This is a genomic window from Prosthecobacter debontii, from assembly GCF_900167535.1.
GTDB lineage: Bacteria > Verrucomicrobiota > Verrucomicrobiia > Verrucomicrobiales > Verrucomicrobiaceae > Prosthecobacter > Prosthecobacter debontii.
Genome location: NZ_FUYE01000010.1, coordinates 70,806 through 86,135, shown reverse-complemented (window position 1 = coordinate 86,135; position 15,330 = coordinate 70,806). Strand labels below are relative to the sequence as shown.

The 15,330-nt window shown below is 56.0% G+C and carries 11 protein-coding genes; 4 read left to right on the top strand and 7 right to left on the bottom strand.

The features are described from left to right. Positions 1–169: 169 nt before the first annotated feature. The 3 genes from B5D61_RS15485 to B5D61_RS15475 all read right to left on the bottom strand — a co-directional run bounded on the left by B5D61_RS15485 (position 170) and on the right by B5D61_RS15475 (position 4,910). A complete protein-coding gene (locus B5D61_RS15485) occupies positions 170–598 on the bottom strand; it encodes a hypothetical protein (RefSeq protein WP_078814321.1) in 429 nt (142 codons plus the stop codon). An 802-nt stretch (positions 599–1,400) separates the two neighbouring features. Further along, positions 1,401–4,208 carry a M16 family metallopeptidase gene (locus B5D61_RS15480; RefSeq protein ID WP_078814320.1) on the bottom strand — a complete coding sequence of 936 codons (2,808 nt, stop codon included), beginning with the start codon at positions 4,206–4,208 and terminating at the stop codon, positions 1,401–1,403. A 69-nt stretch (positions 4,209–4,277) separates the two neighbouring features. Further along, positions 4,278–4,910 carry a DUF429 domain-containing protein gene (locus tag B5D61_RS15475; protein ID WP_078814319.1) on the bottom strand — a complete coding sequence of 211 codons (633 nt, stop codon included), beginning with the start codon at positions 4,908–4,910 and terminating at the stop codon, positions 4,278–4,280. A gap of 207 nt (positions 4,911–5,117) precedes the next feature. Here B5D61_RS15475 and B5D61_RS15470 point away from each other — a divergent pair, with 207 nt between their 5' ends. Next, entirely contained in the window at positions 5,118–6,626 is a 1,509-nt protein-coding gene (locus B5D61_RS15470; protein WP_217698990.1) for an FAD-binding oxidoreductase, read from the top strand. 40 nt (positions 6,627–6,666) lie between these two features. Here B5D61_RS15470 and B5D61_RS15465 read toward each other — a convergent pair whose 3' ends face one another. Continuing rightward, positions 6,667–7,392, bottom strand: a complete 726-nt coding sequence (locus B5D61_RS15465) for a YebC/PmpR family DNA-binding transcriptional regulator (RefSeq protein ID WP_078814317.1) — start codon at positions 7,390–7,392, stop codon at positions 6,667–6,669. A 125-nt stretch (positions 7,393–7,517) separates the two neighbouring features. Here B5D61_RS15465 and wecB point away from each other — a divergent pair, with 125 nt between their 5' ends. Genes wecB through B5D61_RS15450 form a run of 3 tightly spaced genes read left to right on the top strand, consistent with a single transcriptional unit; the run spans position 7,518 to position 10,445 of the window. After that, a complete protein-coding gene (gene wecB / locus B5D61_RS15460; protein ID WP_078814316.1) occupies positions 7,518–8,639 on the top strand; it encodes a non-hydrolyzing UDP-N-acetylglucosamine 2-epimerase in 1,122 nt (373 codons plus the stop codon). Positions 8,640–8,652: 13 nt separating this feature from the next. Further along, complete coding sequence (locus B5D61_RS15455) at positions 8,653–9,630, top strand: polysaccharide deacetylase family protein (protein ID WP_217698989.1); 978 nt, start codon at positions 8,653–8,655, stop codon at positions 9,628–9,630. Next, entirely contained in the window at positions 9,627–10,445 is an 819-nt protein-coding gene (locus tag B5D61_RS15450) for a glycosyltransferase (protein ID WP_078814315.1), read from the top strand. Before B5D61_RS15455 ends, B5D61_RS15450 begins: the two co-directional genes overlap by 4 nt. A gap of 78 nt (positions 10,446–10,523) precedes the next feature. Here the strand turns inward: B5D61_RS15450 and prfB are convergent. The 3 genes from prfB to B5D61_RS15430 all read right to left on the bottom strand — a co-directional run bounded on the left by prfB (position 10,524) and on the right by B5D61_RS15430 (position 15,324). Then, positions 10,524–11,649 (bottom strand): peptide chain release factor 2 gene (gene prfB / locus B5D61_RS15445; protein WP_217698996.1). Its coding sequence is split into 2 segments (ribosomal slippage): positions 10,524–11,585 and positions 11,587–11,649, totalling 1,125 coding nucleotides; the frame shifts between segments, so codons are not numbered across the junction. Positions 11,650–11,834: 185 nt separating this feature from the next. Continuing rightward, a complete protein-coding gene (locus tag B5D61_RS15440; protein ID WP_139373288.1) occupies positions 11,835–12,311 on the bottom strand; it encodes a hypothetical protein in 477 nt (158 codons plus the stop codon). Between the two features lie 2,140 nt (positions 12,312–14,451). Then, positions 14,452–15,324 carry an MBL fold metallo-hydrolase gene (locus tag B5D61_RS15430; protein WP_078814311.1) on the bottom strand — a complete coding sequence of 291 codons (873 nt, stop codon included), beginning with the start codon at positions 15,322–15,324 and terminating at the stop codon, positions 14,452–14,454. Between the last annotated feature and the right edge of the window lie 6 nt (positions 15,325–15,330).

Genomic DNA, 15,330 nt, shown 5'->3' with positions numbered 1-15,330 from the left:
CAACGATAGGACCTCAGTATCAATAACTTCATAGGTGTCTCCCCAGGATGTCTTGTGTGCTCGAAGACCATACGCCTCTCCTAGTCGGACGAACGTCAAAGATCAGGCGTTGCCGGAACGCTGGTCGCCCGCATCGGCTTGGTCAGGTGTGGGGCAGGAGGGCTAGCGCTCATGCGCCGGGATGAGGTACCGGATGCAGGCCAAGTGCATTATAAAATTGAATCAGGCGTGTGGGCCATGCTGACGTAAACGCCAGGGCGAAAGAATGTGCGAACCCCAAAATCAGACCAAGCCACACCATGATGTTGCCGCCAATACCATGCTGATTAACGCGTGTAGCATCAGGAGGGCGAGGAAAGAAGAATGCTAACCCTACGAAGAGGATGAGCACTGTGAGCATGTTCAAAATGAAATAGAACTTCCCTTCGTAGGCCAAAAGAATGGCGCTAGATAGCCACCAGAATAGAGCGCCAACAACAAGAAGGGCACCAAAAGCAGGTCGGTTCATCGCAGGACCTTTAGGAATCTGGAGCTTGAAGCCGAGCACCATCGTGCCGAGGCCAATCAGCAAAGGTGCGAGAAATAGCAAATCATTCATGGTTTTGATTGCACAATGCGCTGCGGGTAGCCGAACAGTGTAATTAGTAGGCTGAAATATCGGTGGGAAGTGATGCGATGCAGCGGTTCGTTTCCGGTTATGATTGACCTTGAAGGCCCGTTAAGTCAAGGATTGATAGAATGTGTTGTAGTCTATATTATTAATATAATAATATTAGTCATTAAGATTAGTGCTTTTGGCTCAGCCAGTCAAGATCAAGTCACATGCGGCTTGGCAGATGGATGTCCTCGGAAGACTTTTAGCTTGCGTGACCGCTGGTTGATCCGCCCGATCGGAGGATAAACGGGTATACCCAACAACGTGTTTAGGGCCATCGGCAGAACTTGACGCCTTGGGTAGAGATGATGCGGGGGAGGAAGACATCGTCACACCTTGGGATGGATCGGAGTTGCGGGCAGGGGGGCCCGCATCACTCGAAGATTGCCACCAAAGAGTCTGGGCGAGCCGCCCCGACGTTTTTATCACATGTCGTGCATCAGGTCGTTCTACGCACGAGTAGAGGCGAGCCACCTCCACTCCCAGTTAGGCAAGTGCCTCCTTTTGTCGCCATTTGTGTCCGCCTAAACACCGTTTGTCATTCCTGATTCCATTGAATGATAGTCAGTTAGACTACGTGTTGCGCAGCTTTATAGACAAACTGAAAAAAGGCTACAAAACGGGACCAGAGAAGGGAATTGAACGACTGGGTGGGTTCAGCTTGAAACAACCAAAAGAGACCGATGGTGAGTCGGTCCCTTTGGATGGTGAAATGGATGCAGGGAGTGAAACCTCACGCAGGCTCTTACTTCTTCACCTGCGGCAGGATCTTCACGGCGACGGCTCGGTTGGCTTCGAGGAACTCTTTGGCGAGCGCTTGAATTTCTTCTTTGGAGATGCCCTGGAAGTCGCTGAGCAGGTTCTTGGCCCAATCGAGGCGCTCGGGGTGCTCCTGGCAGTTGCGCACGACGTTCTGAGCCCAGTAGCGGTTGTCACGACGCATCTGTTCAAGCTGGGTCATCAGGGGCTTTTGAGCACGCTCAAACTCGTCGTCGGTAATCGGGCCGCTGGCGAGCTCGGCGGCGATCTTGATGACCAGTTCGGTGATGGAAGCTGCCTGCTCGGGTTTGCACTCGATCATGGCGGTCATGTAACCGTAACCGGTGAAGGTATCGCTGGCGACATGGTAGCAGGCAGGGCTGTAGGTTTCGCCCAACTCTTCACGCACCTTGATGCGCAGACGGTCATCGAGAACCGAGCCCAGCAGGCTGAGGCGGCGGGTGCGTTGGATGTCCAGCATATCGCCTGTGGGCCAATACATAGCGGCGATGGCTTTCGGAATCTCAGTATCAAAGGGCATGTCTTTCACCACGGGACCTTGAGGGAAGGGCATCACGCGGGCCTTTTCATAGCTGGGCTTCTCGGCGGCTCGTTTTGGCAGGGTGCCAAGGGTTTTGGCTATGGCATCGAGTGCGGCGCCAGACTCGACATCGCCCACGATAGAAACCTCCAGGAAATCCTCGGTAAGAGGCTTGGTCATCCAGGCCTCCAACTCAGCGAGGTTGCGTTTTTGCATCTCCGTGATCGGGGGGAATCCAAAGCGGTAGTCATCGCTGTGGATGAAAGCGACGACCTTATCTGCCATGATGCCTTCGGCGGTGTGTTTGAGCTGCACATACATGGGCTCCAGATTCTTCTGAAACTGACGTGCGGCTTCTTCGCGATAACCAGGAGCGGTCATGTAAGCGGTGAGAAGCTGGAGCTGAGCTTCCAGATCCTGAGGCGTGGTGCGGCCACTGAGCATGAAGGCTTCGTCCCCCACGCTGAAGTCACTGCTGACGGTTTTGCTGGCGAAGATGCGGCGGATATCATCCACATTGTGAGCCTTGAGACCTCCCATGATGAAGGTGCTCTGAGCAAAGGGGATGATCCCTGGCTTCCCTGTGGGAGTGCTGAGTTTGCCGCCGCCAAAGTTGAGGGTGACACGGACCGTGCCTTTCTCAAACGGGGTGGACTTGATGTTGGCGCGCACATTGTTTTCAAAGGTCGCCAAGGTGACTTCGACATCTTGCTCCACCTTTTGGAAGATGATTTTGCCAGGAGTGCCAAAGTCGGTGTAGGCAAAGGAAACGGCCTCTTCCTGTTTAGGGGCTGCCACCGGGTTGGCTTGGCTGGCCTGATAGACGGCTTTGATTTGCTCTTCAGCATTGCCTTCGAGCTTCAGATTTCCACCGACGAAGATTTGGACGTCGTCACCCTTCCAGGTGTCAGCCAGAGCGGTGTGGCACTCTTCCTTGGTGAGGCTGGCCAAGACGGTCTTGATGCGAGCGAGGTCATCGCTGGGGTGCGTGATGACCTTGTCTGCGGCGATGACGCTCACAAGACCACTGGCGAGATCACGAGATTTGCGGGAGTCAGCCTGAGCGGCACGGAGTTCCGCGGTCTTGAGTAGTTTGGCTTTGGCTTCTTCAAACTCAGCATCGGTGAAACCATGCTGCACGGCACGGCGGATTTCGGTTTCCAAGAGCGTCAGCGCATCCTTCCATTGATCCGGTGCGCATTGAGCCATGATGCCGATGACCTCGACGAACTTCAGGTATTCGTAGCTGTAGGATTCGCCGGAAATAAAGGGGGCACCTTCGGCTTTAGCGAGCTTGGAGAGGCGTTCATTGATGATGCTGTCGGCAAGATCACGCACCATTTTTTCCCGGCGGCTGGCGATGCTGTCCGGCTTGTTTTTCGCAGGGCGCAGCATCTCGACAGAGATGTCTACCGCCTGGGCTTCAGGCTCGGTATGGAGTTTGGCAATCAGGCCTCGGCCCGTGCTGATTTTGCCCAAGTCCGGATCGGCAACCTCAGGGCCATTAGCCTTGGCGTCGGCAAAGTTTTTCTCGATTTGCTCCTTCACAGCCCCCACGTCCTTGAAGTCGCCCACAGCCACCACCACGGCACGTTTCGGGGAATACCACTTCTTGTAAAACTCTGCAAAGCGCGGGCGCTGCATGGTCTTGATGGTCTCCTCCTGGCCGATTGGGAGACGTTCGGGCAACAGGGAATCCGGCAGGGCAAACTTGTAACCCGCCAGCATGGTGCGGTATTCAATGGAGTCGCGGCTGAGTTTTTCGCTCAGGATGATGCCGCGTTCCTTGTTGATCTCCTTTTCTCCCAAGGCCATGCCGTCGAGGTAATCGCGGAAGAGCTGCATGCCTTCGCCGAGCATGGAGCTTTCAATCTTGGGCAGTTCCAGCATGTACACCGTTTCCTTGAAGGAGGTGTGGGCGTTGGTATCTGCGCCGAAACCCATGCCGAGACGCTGGAAGTACTCCACCATTTCACCACCGGGGAAGTGACGGCTGCCGTTGAAGGCCATGTGCTCCAGATAATGCGCCATGCCTTGCTGATCGTTCTCCTCCATCAGGGAACCGACGTCCATGTAAAGGCGGATGCTGGCCCGGCCCGGGGGTTCAGGATTGGGCAAAATGACATAGCGGAGCCCGTTTTCGAGCACGCCGAAGGTGGCTTTCGGGTCGGGTTTGATATCGCTCTGATCTTGGGGCCACTGAGCGGAAGCCGTGAGGCACAAAAGGACGAAGGCGCAGGTAAGGCGAATCATGGTGGGTTATCTAAAGAACGCCGCTACAGGCAAACCTGTCGAGAAAAAGTCATGAATCTTCTCAGGCCCTTACCTGGGGACGACGATGAAGCCTGTTTCAAGGTCTCCATAAGCCTGCCAGCGTCCGTCAGTCAGGCGGTAGGCCGTTAGCGCGCAGAGGCCTGCATCCAACCAATCGATGTTTCCTAACTTCTGGGTGCACACCCCTGCTGATTCCAGCAACTGGCGGCGCTCCCGTCGTTTATCTTGAGCGCTCAGCCGCTTGCCAGCCAGGGCACAAGCGATCGCCTGAGGGAAGGTTTCAAACGAAGTCGGGAGTGGCGTCTCGGAACCCTTAAAGAGGGGGTGAGACAAATCCAGGTGGGCAAACATGGACGCTCCGTTGACCATCCAGTGAAAGAACCCACTCGGATGTGACTCGGCCATCTCCTTCGTCGGTGTGCTGAAGCAGTGAATCCCTGCCCGCATCAAGGCGACCTCTGCGGCACGGGCTTTCTCAGGGCCACGCCAATGACAAGGCGCATCAATCCCAATGCAGACGGCTCCGAGATCTCGACACCAGTTCGCTATTTCAGCCGCATCTCGAGAAGTGATTTTTGCGTGGAATCGCCCGTCACGTAAGGCGACTGCGTGGAAGCCTTTTTTCAAACCACCGACGTCAATGCCAACGGTGACCGGGGAAGAAGATGAGAGAGTAGGCATGCAAGAGAAGTTGCCAGATCATGCTACGCCGGTGATTCAAAGGCTGTTGCTGCGTTAATTGTTAAACCTCTGCCTTGTATTGCCGATGGCGAGTCCATGGAAAAAGAGGGTAAGGTATCCGAGCGGGTGGCACTCAAATTTTTTCTACCAAGCCTTTCACTAGGACTTGGCAAGCAAGCGATGATTAAGCAAGATCAGGCCTCATTGATGAACCTTTCATTGTCACTGCGTCTCGGGCTGATGCCTGCGCTGCTCCTCAGCGTGTCGAGTTGTTCACTCTATGATGGGGCTTGTGTCCTGGGGCGGATGGCTTTGGAGCGTCGCACTTTGTTACCCATCCCAGAGGCCGGATGCACTGATGTGAGCCGCCTGCATGAGCTTCATCAACCCGCCCGCGTGCTCAAGCTATCTTCGAATCCAGACTCGGCGGAGCAAGAGCTGCGTGAGTTTCTCCGAGAGGCTCAGGTAAAAAAGGCACACGTGAGCATCGCTGGAGCACGGCACTCCATGGGCGGGCAGACGTTAGGTCAAAGCGGTTGTTATACCGTCGATATGTTAGGGCTGGATGACATCGGACCGGTCTTTGCAGAGGGAAGTAGGCGTTGGGTCACTGTTGAGGCGGGGGCCCGTTGGAAGGACATTGTGCCGGAGTTACGCAAGCAGGGTTATGCACCGAAAATCATGCAGTCGAATAGCGACTTCTCGGTCGGGGGCTCTTTGTCGGTCAACTGTCATGGCTGGCAACACAACTCGGAGCCGATTGCTAGCACGGTGAAATCAATCCGCGTCATGACGGCTGACGGCCGCCTCCTTTTATGCAGTCGCGAGAAGGAGAAGGAATTGTTTTCTCTCGTCTTGGGAGGTTACGGTTTATTCGGGGTGATTCTTGAGGCGACCTTAGAGGTCATCCCTGACAGCTATTATCAGGCGGAGTCTCAAAGGGTGCCTCCTGCGCAGTATGTGAAAACGTTTGAATCCATGACCCAGGCGGAATGGGATGGCATGGCTTATGGACGTATCAGTGTGGCGCCATCGTCGTTTTTAGAAGACAGCGTTGTGAGCGTTTTGCGGCCCGTGCCTCCGCCCTTGAAATCTGAGCGATCTCTGGTTCCTGCGTCGTGGCTTCTAAGTGTCAAACGAGGTGTGTTTCGCAATGCTGTCGGCAGTGATCGCGGTAAGGATTTTCGTTGGGCGATGGAGACTCGTTATGGGGAGACCGGAGGAGGTATTTTACGCCGCAGTGATATTCTCAGTGAGCCTGCCTCTCTCTATGGCAACCGAGATCCGAAGGCGACGGAGATCCTGCACGAATACTTTGTGCCCAAGGAACGACTGGCAGACTTTTTGGAGACGATGAAGGGCATTCATCGCGAGGGCGACTGTCCCGATCTGCTCAATATCACGGTGAGGAATGTGAAGACGGACCGTATCACCCACTTGCGCTATGCTCGGCAGGAGGTTTTTGGTCTGGTGATGCTCTTCCACCAGCATTGCGGCTCGACAGAGGATGAGCAGCAGATGATTCGTTACACACAGCGAATGATTGATGCTGTTTTGGCCTGTGGAGGCACCTTCTATCTGCCCTACCGACTGCATGCACGGCTGGACCAGTTTGATCAGGCCTATCCGAATGCCCGAACTTTTTTTGCCTTAAAGCGCCAATACGATCCTCATGAACTGTTTCAAAATCAGCTCTATCAGAGGTATGCTCGCTAGGCCGCCTAACAGTTGGGCGACCTAGCGAAATCCATCGTCCTTATTTGAGTGCAGCGTACACGCGGTGCACATCCGCATGCCCATCCAATCCCTGGAGGAAATTGGTCACCTCTTCACGCTGGGCTTCGGTGAGTTCAGGATAGTCCTTCGGATGATAGTGCAACTCAGAGGTGGTGATCTGCCAACCCGCGGCTTTCAGGGCTTTGGTGACCGTATCGAGCGAAGTGGTTGGGCAGAAAAAGCGAGCCCCGACATGCCCCGCAGACTCATCTTCATCGAGGTCGAGCGGTTCCACATTGTCCGCCTCAGCTTCCAGTGCGGCGACTTCGATGTCCATGTCCTTATCCGTGTGCTGACCTTCGATCAGGCCGCAATGCTCAAACATCCAGGCGACAGAGCCCGGAGTGCCCATGCTGCCCACTTTGAAAAGCACGCGCACTTCCGAGGAGGTGCGGTTGTTGTTGTCGGTCAGGCACTCGACCATGACCGGAACCCGATGCGGAGCGAATCCTTCGAAAATGACGGTCTGGTAGGTGACGGGATCTCCACCGATACCAGCGCCTTTGGCAATGGCTCGCTCAATGGAATCTCTCGTGACACTTTGCTTGCGTGCGGCCGTGATGGCGGCATACAGACGGGCATTAAGATCCGGGTCGGCACCTCCGAGGCGCGCTGCCACTTGGATTTCACGAGTCAGCTTGCCGACGATTTTGCCTTTCTGATCGGCGGCTAGTTCCCGCCATTTCTGTTTCCATTGTGCACCCATGATAAGTATAAAAATGAGCCTGCATCGAAGGGCATAGCGGAGGAGAAAGCAAGGTGATGTGAGAAAAGCTCGCGGATTTTGTAGAAGAGATTGCTTAATCCATTGGAAATGTTAAAATTTCTAGAATGCAAAGCCCCGTGGTTTCCAAGCGTCTCCTATTTGTTCTCGGCACCCGTCCCGAGATGATTAAGGTCGCGCCCTTGATTCTTGAGGCTCGGAAACAGGGCGCTGAAGCCATCCTCGTGAATAGCGGTCAGCATGCGGATTTGCTGACACCACTCTTTGATATTTTTGGGGTCTATCCGCAGCATGATCTTCAGGCCATGGTGGCCGGACAGCCCCTCAATCGCTTACTCGCAAGGGTGATCGAGCGACTGGATCCCGTGCTCGAAGCGGAGCAGCCCGATTATGTTCTGGTTCAAGGAGACACCGCCACGGCTCTTGGCGGGGCCCAGGCCGCTTTTCATCGTCAGATTCCTGTCGGACATATCGAGGCGGGGCTTCGGTCGGGGAATCCTCTGAGTCCTTTCCCGGAGGAAATGAATCGTCGGTTGGTTTCGCAGATCGCGACACTTCACTTTGCCGCCACCGAGCGGAACCGCCTCGCTTTGCGAGCTGAGGGAATTGAGGACTCAAAAATCATTGTCACGGGTAACACGGTGGTGGATGCCCTTTATCACACCCTGTCGAAGACCCAGCCTGGGCCGGAGATCGCCGGGTTAAGAGAGAAAACTGCAGGGCGTAGAGTGGTACTTCTCACCACCCATCGGCGAGAAAACTTTGGCGAAACCATGCGCACGCATTTGCGTTTGCTACGCCGGTTTACCGAGGCTCATCCAGAGTTGTGTGTGGTGTTTCCCGTGCACCCAAATCCCGCAGTTAAGGAAGCCGCCGCTCAAGAATTGGCGGGTTGTGATCAGATCATCATCACCACCCCCATGGCTTATGCGGACTTCGTCCATTTGCTTTCAGATGCCTGGCTCATTGTGAGCGACTCGGGAGGCATTCAGGAGGAAGCCGCCTCTCTGGGGAAACCCATCCTGGTGCTGCGTGAAAATACCGAGCGACCCGAAGGTGTGGATGCCGGGGTGGCGCGGCTGGTGGGAGAGTCGGCTACGGATCTGGAATCCCTTTTAAACACGGCTGTTTCCGATACAGCGTGGTTTGATCATGCAGCCCGGGCTGAGAAAGTCTTCGGTGATGGGCATGCCTCTGAGAGAATTCTTGCCAAACTCCTCCAATCCTGATCCAAGCTTGTCCGTGAATACCATCCCTGCCAGCGTCTCTCTCGATCTCGACAACCAATGGGCTTATATGAAAACCCAAGGGGTGGACGGATGGCAGGATTTTCCCAGTTATCTCGACGTCGCCGTCCCGCGCATTTTGGATACGATGAAGCGTGCCGGTCTGCGCATCACCTTCTTTGTCGTAGGAAAGGATGCCACACTTCAGAAAAATCATGAAGTTCTGCGTAGCATCACCGCAGCTGGTCATGAGGTGGCCAACCACAGTCACATGCATGAGCCTTGGTTGCATCTTTACAGCCCGGAGGAACTGCTGGCCGACTTTGAAAACGCGGAGGCCGCCATCGAGTCAGCGACAGGCCAGCGCCCCGTCGGTTTTCGCGGTCCAGGCTTCAGCACATCCCCCCAAGTGAGGGAGATGCTTATCCAGCGGGGTTACCATTATGATGCCAGCCTGTTCCCCACCGTCATGGCTCCTGTGGCACGCGCCTATTTCTTTTTCACCTCCAAGCTTCCTCCTGAGGAGAAGGCTCGGCGAAAGGGGCTTTATGGCAGCTTCTCCAGCGCCTTTTCGCCCCTGATGCCCTACCAGATCCAGCCTGGGCTTCTGGAGATGCCTGTGACGACCATGCCGATCTTCCGGACACCGGTACATTTGAGCTACTTGTTATTCCTGGCCCAGTATTCCATGCCGCTGGCTCGTTTGTATTGGAACATGCACATCAGCCTGTGCCGCATGACGCATGTGGCGCCATCCTTGCTGCTGCATCCCACCGACTTTTTGGATGTGAACGATGTGCCTGAGCTCGGCTTTTTCCCGGCCATGCAAATCCCTGCGGCGAAGAAGATCGAACTCGTCCGCCACACTCTCAGCAGCCTCCGCAGCGTCTGGGGCACGGCCACCATGGGACAAATCGCCCATCAACTCACTACGCATAACACGGACCCAAACTGCCCGGTCTCATCGCTCAATCTTCATCCCACACGCTCATGAAACACATCGAATCCGTGGCCCTCGTTCTGCCTGCCTTCAATGAAGAGAAGGATCTGCCTGCGCTGTTGGCGCGGATTCAAGAAACCCTGACAGGCCAAAACTTCCGCTATGAGGTCATCGTCGTCGATGACGGGTCCAAGGATCGCACCGCAGAGATCGCCCGTGAGGCAGCCCAAACCATGCCAGTGACATTGATCCAGCATGGAGTGAACAAAGGTCTGGGCATGGGCCTGCAAAATGGCCTCGTGGCCGGAATGAAGGCGGCAGACGCAGTGGTCGTCATGGACTCCGACAACACGCACGATCCCATCTATGTCATGGACATGGTGAGCGAGTTGGAGGCCAAAGGCGTCGATCTCGTTATCGCCTCTCGTTACCGCCCCGGGAGCGTCATTGTGGGGCTGAGCGCGTTTCGTAAGCTGCTCAGTCTGGGCTGCTTCTGGCTGATGAAAACCCTCGTGCCCTTCCGAGGCGTGCGCGACTACTCCACCGGCTTCCGCTGTTACGATAGCACCGTGCTCAAACGCATGGCTCAGACTTATGGCGAGGACAAACTCGTCGAGGAAACTGGCTTCGTCTGCATGCTGGAGGTCATGCTCAAGCTGCGCTCCATCGGTGCCACCGCCTCCGAGATTCCTTACACCCTGCGTTATGACCTCAAGGCAGGCGTGAGCAAGCTGCGCATCTGGCGCACGCTGAAGCGCTATCTGGTGGTGGTGAACCGCTATCGTGGCAAACGCGCCCCGGCCTCCCCCATCGCCTCAATGACCCCAGGGGCGATGACAGGAACCACTCACGAGCGCAAGGTGGCCTAACCAAGCGCTCCGTCCATGGAAAAGCCGAAGGTCTTGACCTTCGGCTTTTGATTTCAGAGTCTGACGAATGCGGGACGTTTACACCTCCTCGTCAGCATCACCTTCACCGGCTTTCTTGCCGCGAAGTTTCGCTTCCATGAAGGCATCCAGGTCACCATCCATCACACCGGAGACATCGCTGGTTTTCTCCCCTGTGCGGTGGTCTTTGACCATCTGGTAGGGTTGGAAAACGTAGCTGCGGATCTGGCTGCCCCAGCCGATGTCGGTCTTCTCACCATACTGGCGGGCGATCTCGGCTTGGCGTTTGTCTTCCTCGATCTGGTAGAGCTTGGCCTTCAACATCGCCATGGCTTTGGCGCGGTTTTTCGGCTGAGAGCGCTCCACCTGACAGGCGACAATGACGCCGGAGGGGATGTGGGTGATGCGGACAGCGGTTTCCACCTTGTTCACGTTCTGGCCGCCTTTGCCGCCCGCGCGATAGGTGTCCACCTTGAGATCGTCTTCACGCACTTCGATGTCGATGTCTTCCTCGTTATCCGGAGTGACATCGATGGAGGCAAAGGACGTGTGGCGCTTCTTGGCGGCATCGAAGGGAGAGATGCGCACGAGGCGATGCACGCCGCGCTCGGCCTGGAGGAAACCGAAGGCGTTTTCGCCCACGATTTCCAGCGTGGCGGAACGCGTGCCCACGTCGTCACCTTCCTGGTGGTCGATGATGGATACCTTGTAACCGCGACGCTCGGACCAGCGGACGAACATGCGCATGAGCATATCCGCCCAGTCACAGGCCTCCGTGCCACCGGCTCCTGAGTGGACGGTGAGGAAGGCATTGCCGTGGTCAAACGGGCCCTTGAGGAGAAGCTCCAGTTCGTAATCGGCGATGGCCTTTTGCAGCGCATCGAATTCGACCTGCACTTCTTTATAACTCTGCGTATCCCCCTGTTCCTTGGCCAGCTCGATCAGCACGGGGAAGTCCTCCACGCGCGTTTCCAGCTCACCCAGCGGGTTGATCTGCTTTTTGATCACGTTGGCGCGATCAATCACTTTCTTGGCGGCTGCCTGGTTATCCCAGAAGCCCGCGTCGGTCATCTTGTGTTCGAGCGCCGACAGCTCTTCGGTCAGTTTAGGGAGGTCAAAGATACCTCCGGAGTTCGCTCAGGCGGCCTTTAAGGCTCGCCACGTCGAACGCCTGGAGGTCGGTCAGGACTGACTTGGTGGTCGTTTCCATAGGACGTGGGTGATAGGACACAGACACGCGGGATGCAAACGAGAATTGAGCGGAGTGCGGGAATGGAAGGCTCGTCAGCGGTCAAGGGAGTCAAGATGGGCTTCGTGAAGTGGGAAACCGAGCTTCTTTTGACCCCAACTCGATGCGAATCCTGACGTCAGTCAAGCGGCGGTTCGGTGAGGTTCCAAATAACGCTCCATAAGCCACTGCCAGTGTCGCGCTGGACCGGGATGGCGTAAATCCTCGAGCAGATCATTCGTGGGCAGAAAGCGGGCGATTAATCGACCTTCTTGCTCGATCTCACAGTAGCTGAGCCTTGGCTTTCGGATAATTTTGATCTCCATGGACTCATCGAGAGGGACCTCAGATCTTTCCCCCGTTCCCAAGACAATCCTCAACTGCCCCGGAACGATTTCGACTTCGCGGTCGAGTGTTTTGAGAAAACGTCTGGCCAGGATAAAGTAAGAGCCGATGCCTGCCGTCCAGATGCAGCCAAACGCAAGGCCTCCACCGAGATCGTTGCTGCCCGAACTCATGAGCATCATCCAAACCACTCCAACAAAGCCCAAGCATAAGCCATGCAGGCCGTATTTAAACAACCCATAGGCAAGTCTGCTGGCGAGAACCGTCGTTGGCATCAATGTGAGCGCTTTGTCCACCATCGCTAAATGGCATTCGCGTGTCAAACCTACGTGAGGGGGCGCTAGGCTCGTAGCTTAAATAAGAACGGAGATCTACTTCCCCGACTCGAAGGGGCAGGAAAAGTCCGACAGTACCCCCAAAGCCTATCCTGTTATCGAGATTCTCAATAACCCGATCGAATTCTCATCAAGAAGGGCTTTGCGTCTCAATAAGGGGGATTCAGTCTCAGACTGCATGATGCAGAGTGGCCATGGAGCGATGCAGACTGGCCGTGCAGCGATGCAGAGTGGCCACGGTGCATTGCAGGGTGCCCGTGATCTAGGTCCGTTGATCCACCAGGGGAAAGCTCAAAGAATATGGGAGCCGAGAACCGGAGCGCACACGTCCCGCGTGTCGACAGCCGCGTCCTCGCGGCGGTCCGTTCTCGGCGGTGATGGCGGGTCGGACTGAAGAGGAAGTGAGCACGTGTCTGAGGCCGATGACGAACCACTCATCCACACTGATGAACACTCATGACTCTGAAACAGCATTCATGAGTGTCGATCAGTGCCCCTGAATGGTTTGCCCCTTGAATTCTAGGATCATGCCTCCAGAGAAGGTTTTCAGCGAGGACGCAGGAAAGGGGCCAAGTGATTGCGTTCGGAGCCATCATTCGCTGAGGGAGAATGTGCTGCCGAGTTGATGCGTCGGGCCGGTAGGGCGCTCAGTCCCTGAGCGCCGCCGGGTGTGGTGGGTGGGAAGTTATGCGGGGCAATAGACTGCCTGGGACCGTTCGCGGCGGTGCCTGGTTAGGCGAGGTCGATGGGTTTTGTTGCACGATTCTGAACCCCTCTGGGCCACTGGGATAAGTCACACTTGATCTTATAACCATCGTCTACTCCAAGACTGAAAAAGAGAGGGTCAGAAAAACACGGCCCTGTATGGACCGGCTTGTTGACGAATCCTGAGCGCAAGCCCTTGAAATACTCGAGTGCAGCCTCGCTTCCATAGACGGGTTCGATGATCGCGCTGACCTCACGGCGCGTGAAAGGAAGCGGTGCAAGCCAAAGGGGGATCAGATAGACTAGGAGACTAGCAAGGTTGATTGGAATCGTGAGAGTAAATCTGATGAAGGAAAGCATTTCTGGGAAAATGCGCGGAAACCTTTGGGATAGGCGCTTGCGATGGCAGGGCACGCAGCGGCCACCGTAAATCCGAACCGTCTGCTCGGTGATAGTCTTGTTGCATCGTTTACAGCGCATGACGTGCGAAGTTGACTCGTCTAGGCTATGCCGACGGCGAGCGCAAGACTCCGATCATGCGACAGACAGCTACGAGCCGTTACCACCAATGGTTTGTCTGCCCACGTTTGGCCGATGGCCTAGCTCGCAGTGGTCGTAGGTTTTATGGCTAAACGTATCACTATCCGCAATTGGGCTCTAACGAGGCCAGTCAGTCGCCGTCACCATCCATGCCGTCAGATGAGGGATGTGGTGTATCGGAGGCATCTACAGAAGCATACCAAAACGAGCGACGCGTGTCGTTTGAGGTAATGTTCAGAGCCTCCGCCTCACGTGCAGCCAGTCGCGTCTGTTCCCTGTGGCGCATCATCAGCACTGTAGCCGAGACAATGACTGCTAGCAGCGAAAGGCCAATCAGTGTGCTTATCCAATCCATAGTCGGTGATGCGGAGTGACCCTGCGAAGTTGACCGAACAGGTCAATGATCGATAAACTTGTTGTTTTGTCAGCCACTTTATCTCCGACACAAAGGCGGCTTTGCGACGGGATTTTGAAGCCATGATGTCGTTTTACCTTTTCACTGACGTGCAAAGCAACACAAGGATTAGTCCTTGGGGCAATGATTGGGGGGCAAAGACATTGATTGATATTCCCCATACAGCCCCCACCCTCTCGAGCAATGCCGCAGACCGAGAGACCGGAGCGCGAGTATGGCGGAGCCTACTCGCCTAACTTTCCTGAGATGGGGAGGTCCGTAAAAGGTGGGGTGGTCGTGGATGTTGCAGGGGCCTTGGCCGTGCGGTGTCGAAGGGAGGGACAAGTGGCGAGTAGCATTCGCTTCGCTCAGCATACTCGCGCTCCGGTCGGGCGACTGCGTAAGTCGAGACAAGGGAGCGAGAGTCGGTCTACGAATCGCCTAACTTTCCTGAGAAGAGGAAAGCGAAGCGTTTTTCCTCAAGCTCAGGCGCTCGCCGCATTGAAGGACTTGATGGGGCTGCTGGAGGCGGTTGCAGGCTTGCACAAACTCGTCAGGTGTCTCGGTATTGAAGGTGAACATGTCGTAGTGGCAGGGCACGACGAGCCGGGCGCGGCAGGCTTTGGCGAGGGCGGCGGCTTCGGTGCCGTTGAGGTTACCGGCGACTCGGCGTTCGGGGCGGTTGCCGTTGATGGGCAGCAGCATGAGGTCGCAGCTCAGTGGGCGAAGGGTTTCGACCAAACCGTCATGCCAGAGGGTGTCGCCACTATGATAAAGGGTGAAGGGACCGCAGCGCAGGACGAAACCGAGATAATGGTGGCGGCCTTGGTCATCGACTTTGAGATCGTTATGCGCGGCGGCGATGCCCTCCATGCTCCAGTCGGGTGTTTCATGCCGAACCCCATGATCGAGAGGGTGATAGGTGAGCGAGGCATCTCCGAACCGGGTTTGAGCATCGGCGAGAATGGCGGCGGGCAGAAAAAGGGGCAGGCCAGGATTGGCGGCGGCGAGAGGGAGTAAGGTCTCGGCATCAAGGTGATCCGTGTGCAGGTGACTGGCGGTGACGAGGGTGAGATCGGTCAGGCGAGCGGGATCCACACAGCGCTCGGTCATGCGGACGTGGGGTTTGTCCGTGTGGGCGTATTTGACTGTCAAAGAGTCGGACAAATAGGGGTCGAACAGGAAGGAATGCCCGTTCCAGCTGATCAAAAAGCCACTTTGCCCAAGCCACCACAGGTCCAACCTCTCCGGGCTTTGAGGGGTTGACGCGATGTCCTGGAGCAGGGCGTCATCTTTCTGAAGCGGGCGAATCATGGGAGC

Bases quoted from the DNA above. Each gene is read 5' to 3' on its own strand.
- B5D61_RS15485 (WP_078814321.1), bottom strand. From the start codon at position 598: ATGAATGATTTGCTATTTCTCGCACCTTTGCTGATTGGCCTCGGCACG.
- B5D61_RS15480 (WP_078814320.1), bottom strand. From the start codon at position 4,208: ATGATTCGCCTTACCTGCGCCTTCGTCCTTTTGTGCCTCACGGCTTCC.
- B5D61_RS15475 (WP_078814319.1), bottom strand. From the start codon at position 4,910: ATGCCTACTCTCTCATCTTCTTCCCCGGTCACCGTTGGCATTGACGTC.
- B5D61_RS15470 (WP_217698990.1), top strand. From the start codon at position 5,118: ATGAACCTTTCATTGTCACTGCGTCTCGGGCTGATGCCTGCGCTGCTC.
- B5D61_RS15465 (WP_078814317.1), bottom strand. From the start codon at position 7,392: ATGGGTGCACAATGGAAACAGAAATGGCGGGAACTAGCCGCCGATCAG.
- wecB (WP_078814316.1), top strand. From the start codon at position 7,518: ATGCAAAGCCCCGTGGTTTCCAAGCGTCTCCTATTTGTTCTCGGCACC.
- B5D61_RS15450 (WP_078814315.1), top strand. From the start codon at position 9,627: ATGAAACACATCGAATCCGTGGCCCTCGTTCTGCCTGCCTTCAATGAA.
- B5D61_RS15440 (WP_139373288.1), bottom strand. From the start codon at position 12,311: ATGCCAACGACGGTTCTCGCCAGCAGACTTGCCTATGGGTTGTTTAAA.
- B5D61_RS15430 (WP_078814311.1), bottom strand. From the start codon at position 15,324: ATGATTCGCCCGCTTCAGAAAGATGACGCCCTGCTCCAGGACATCGCG.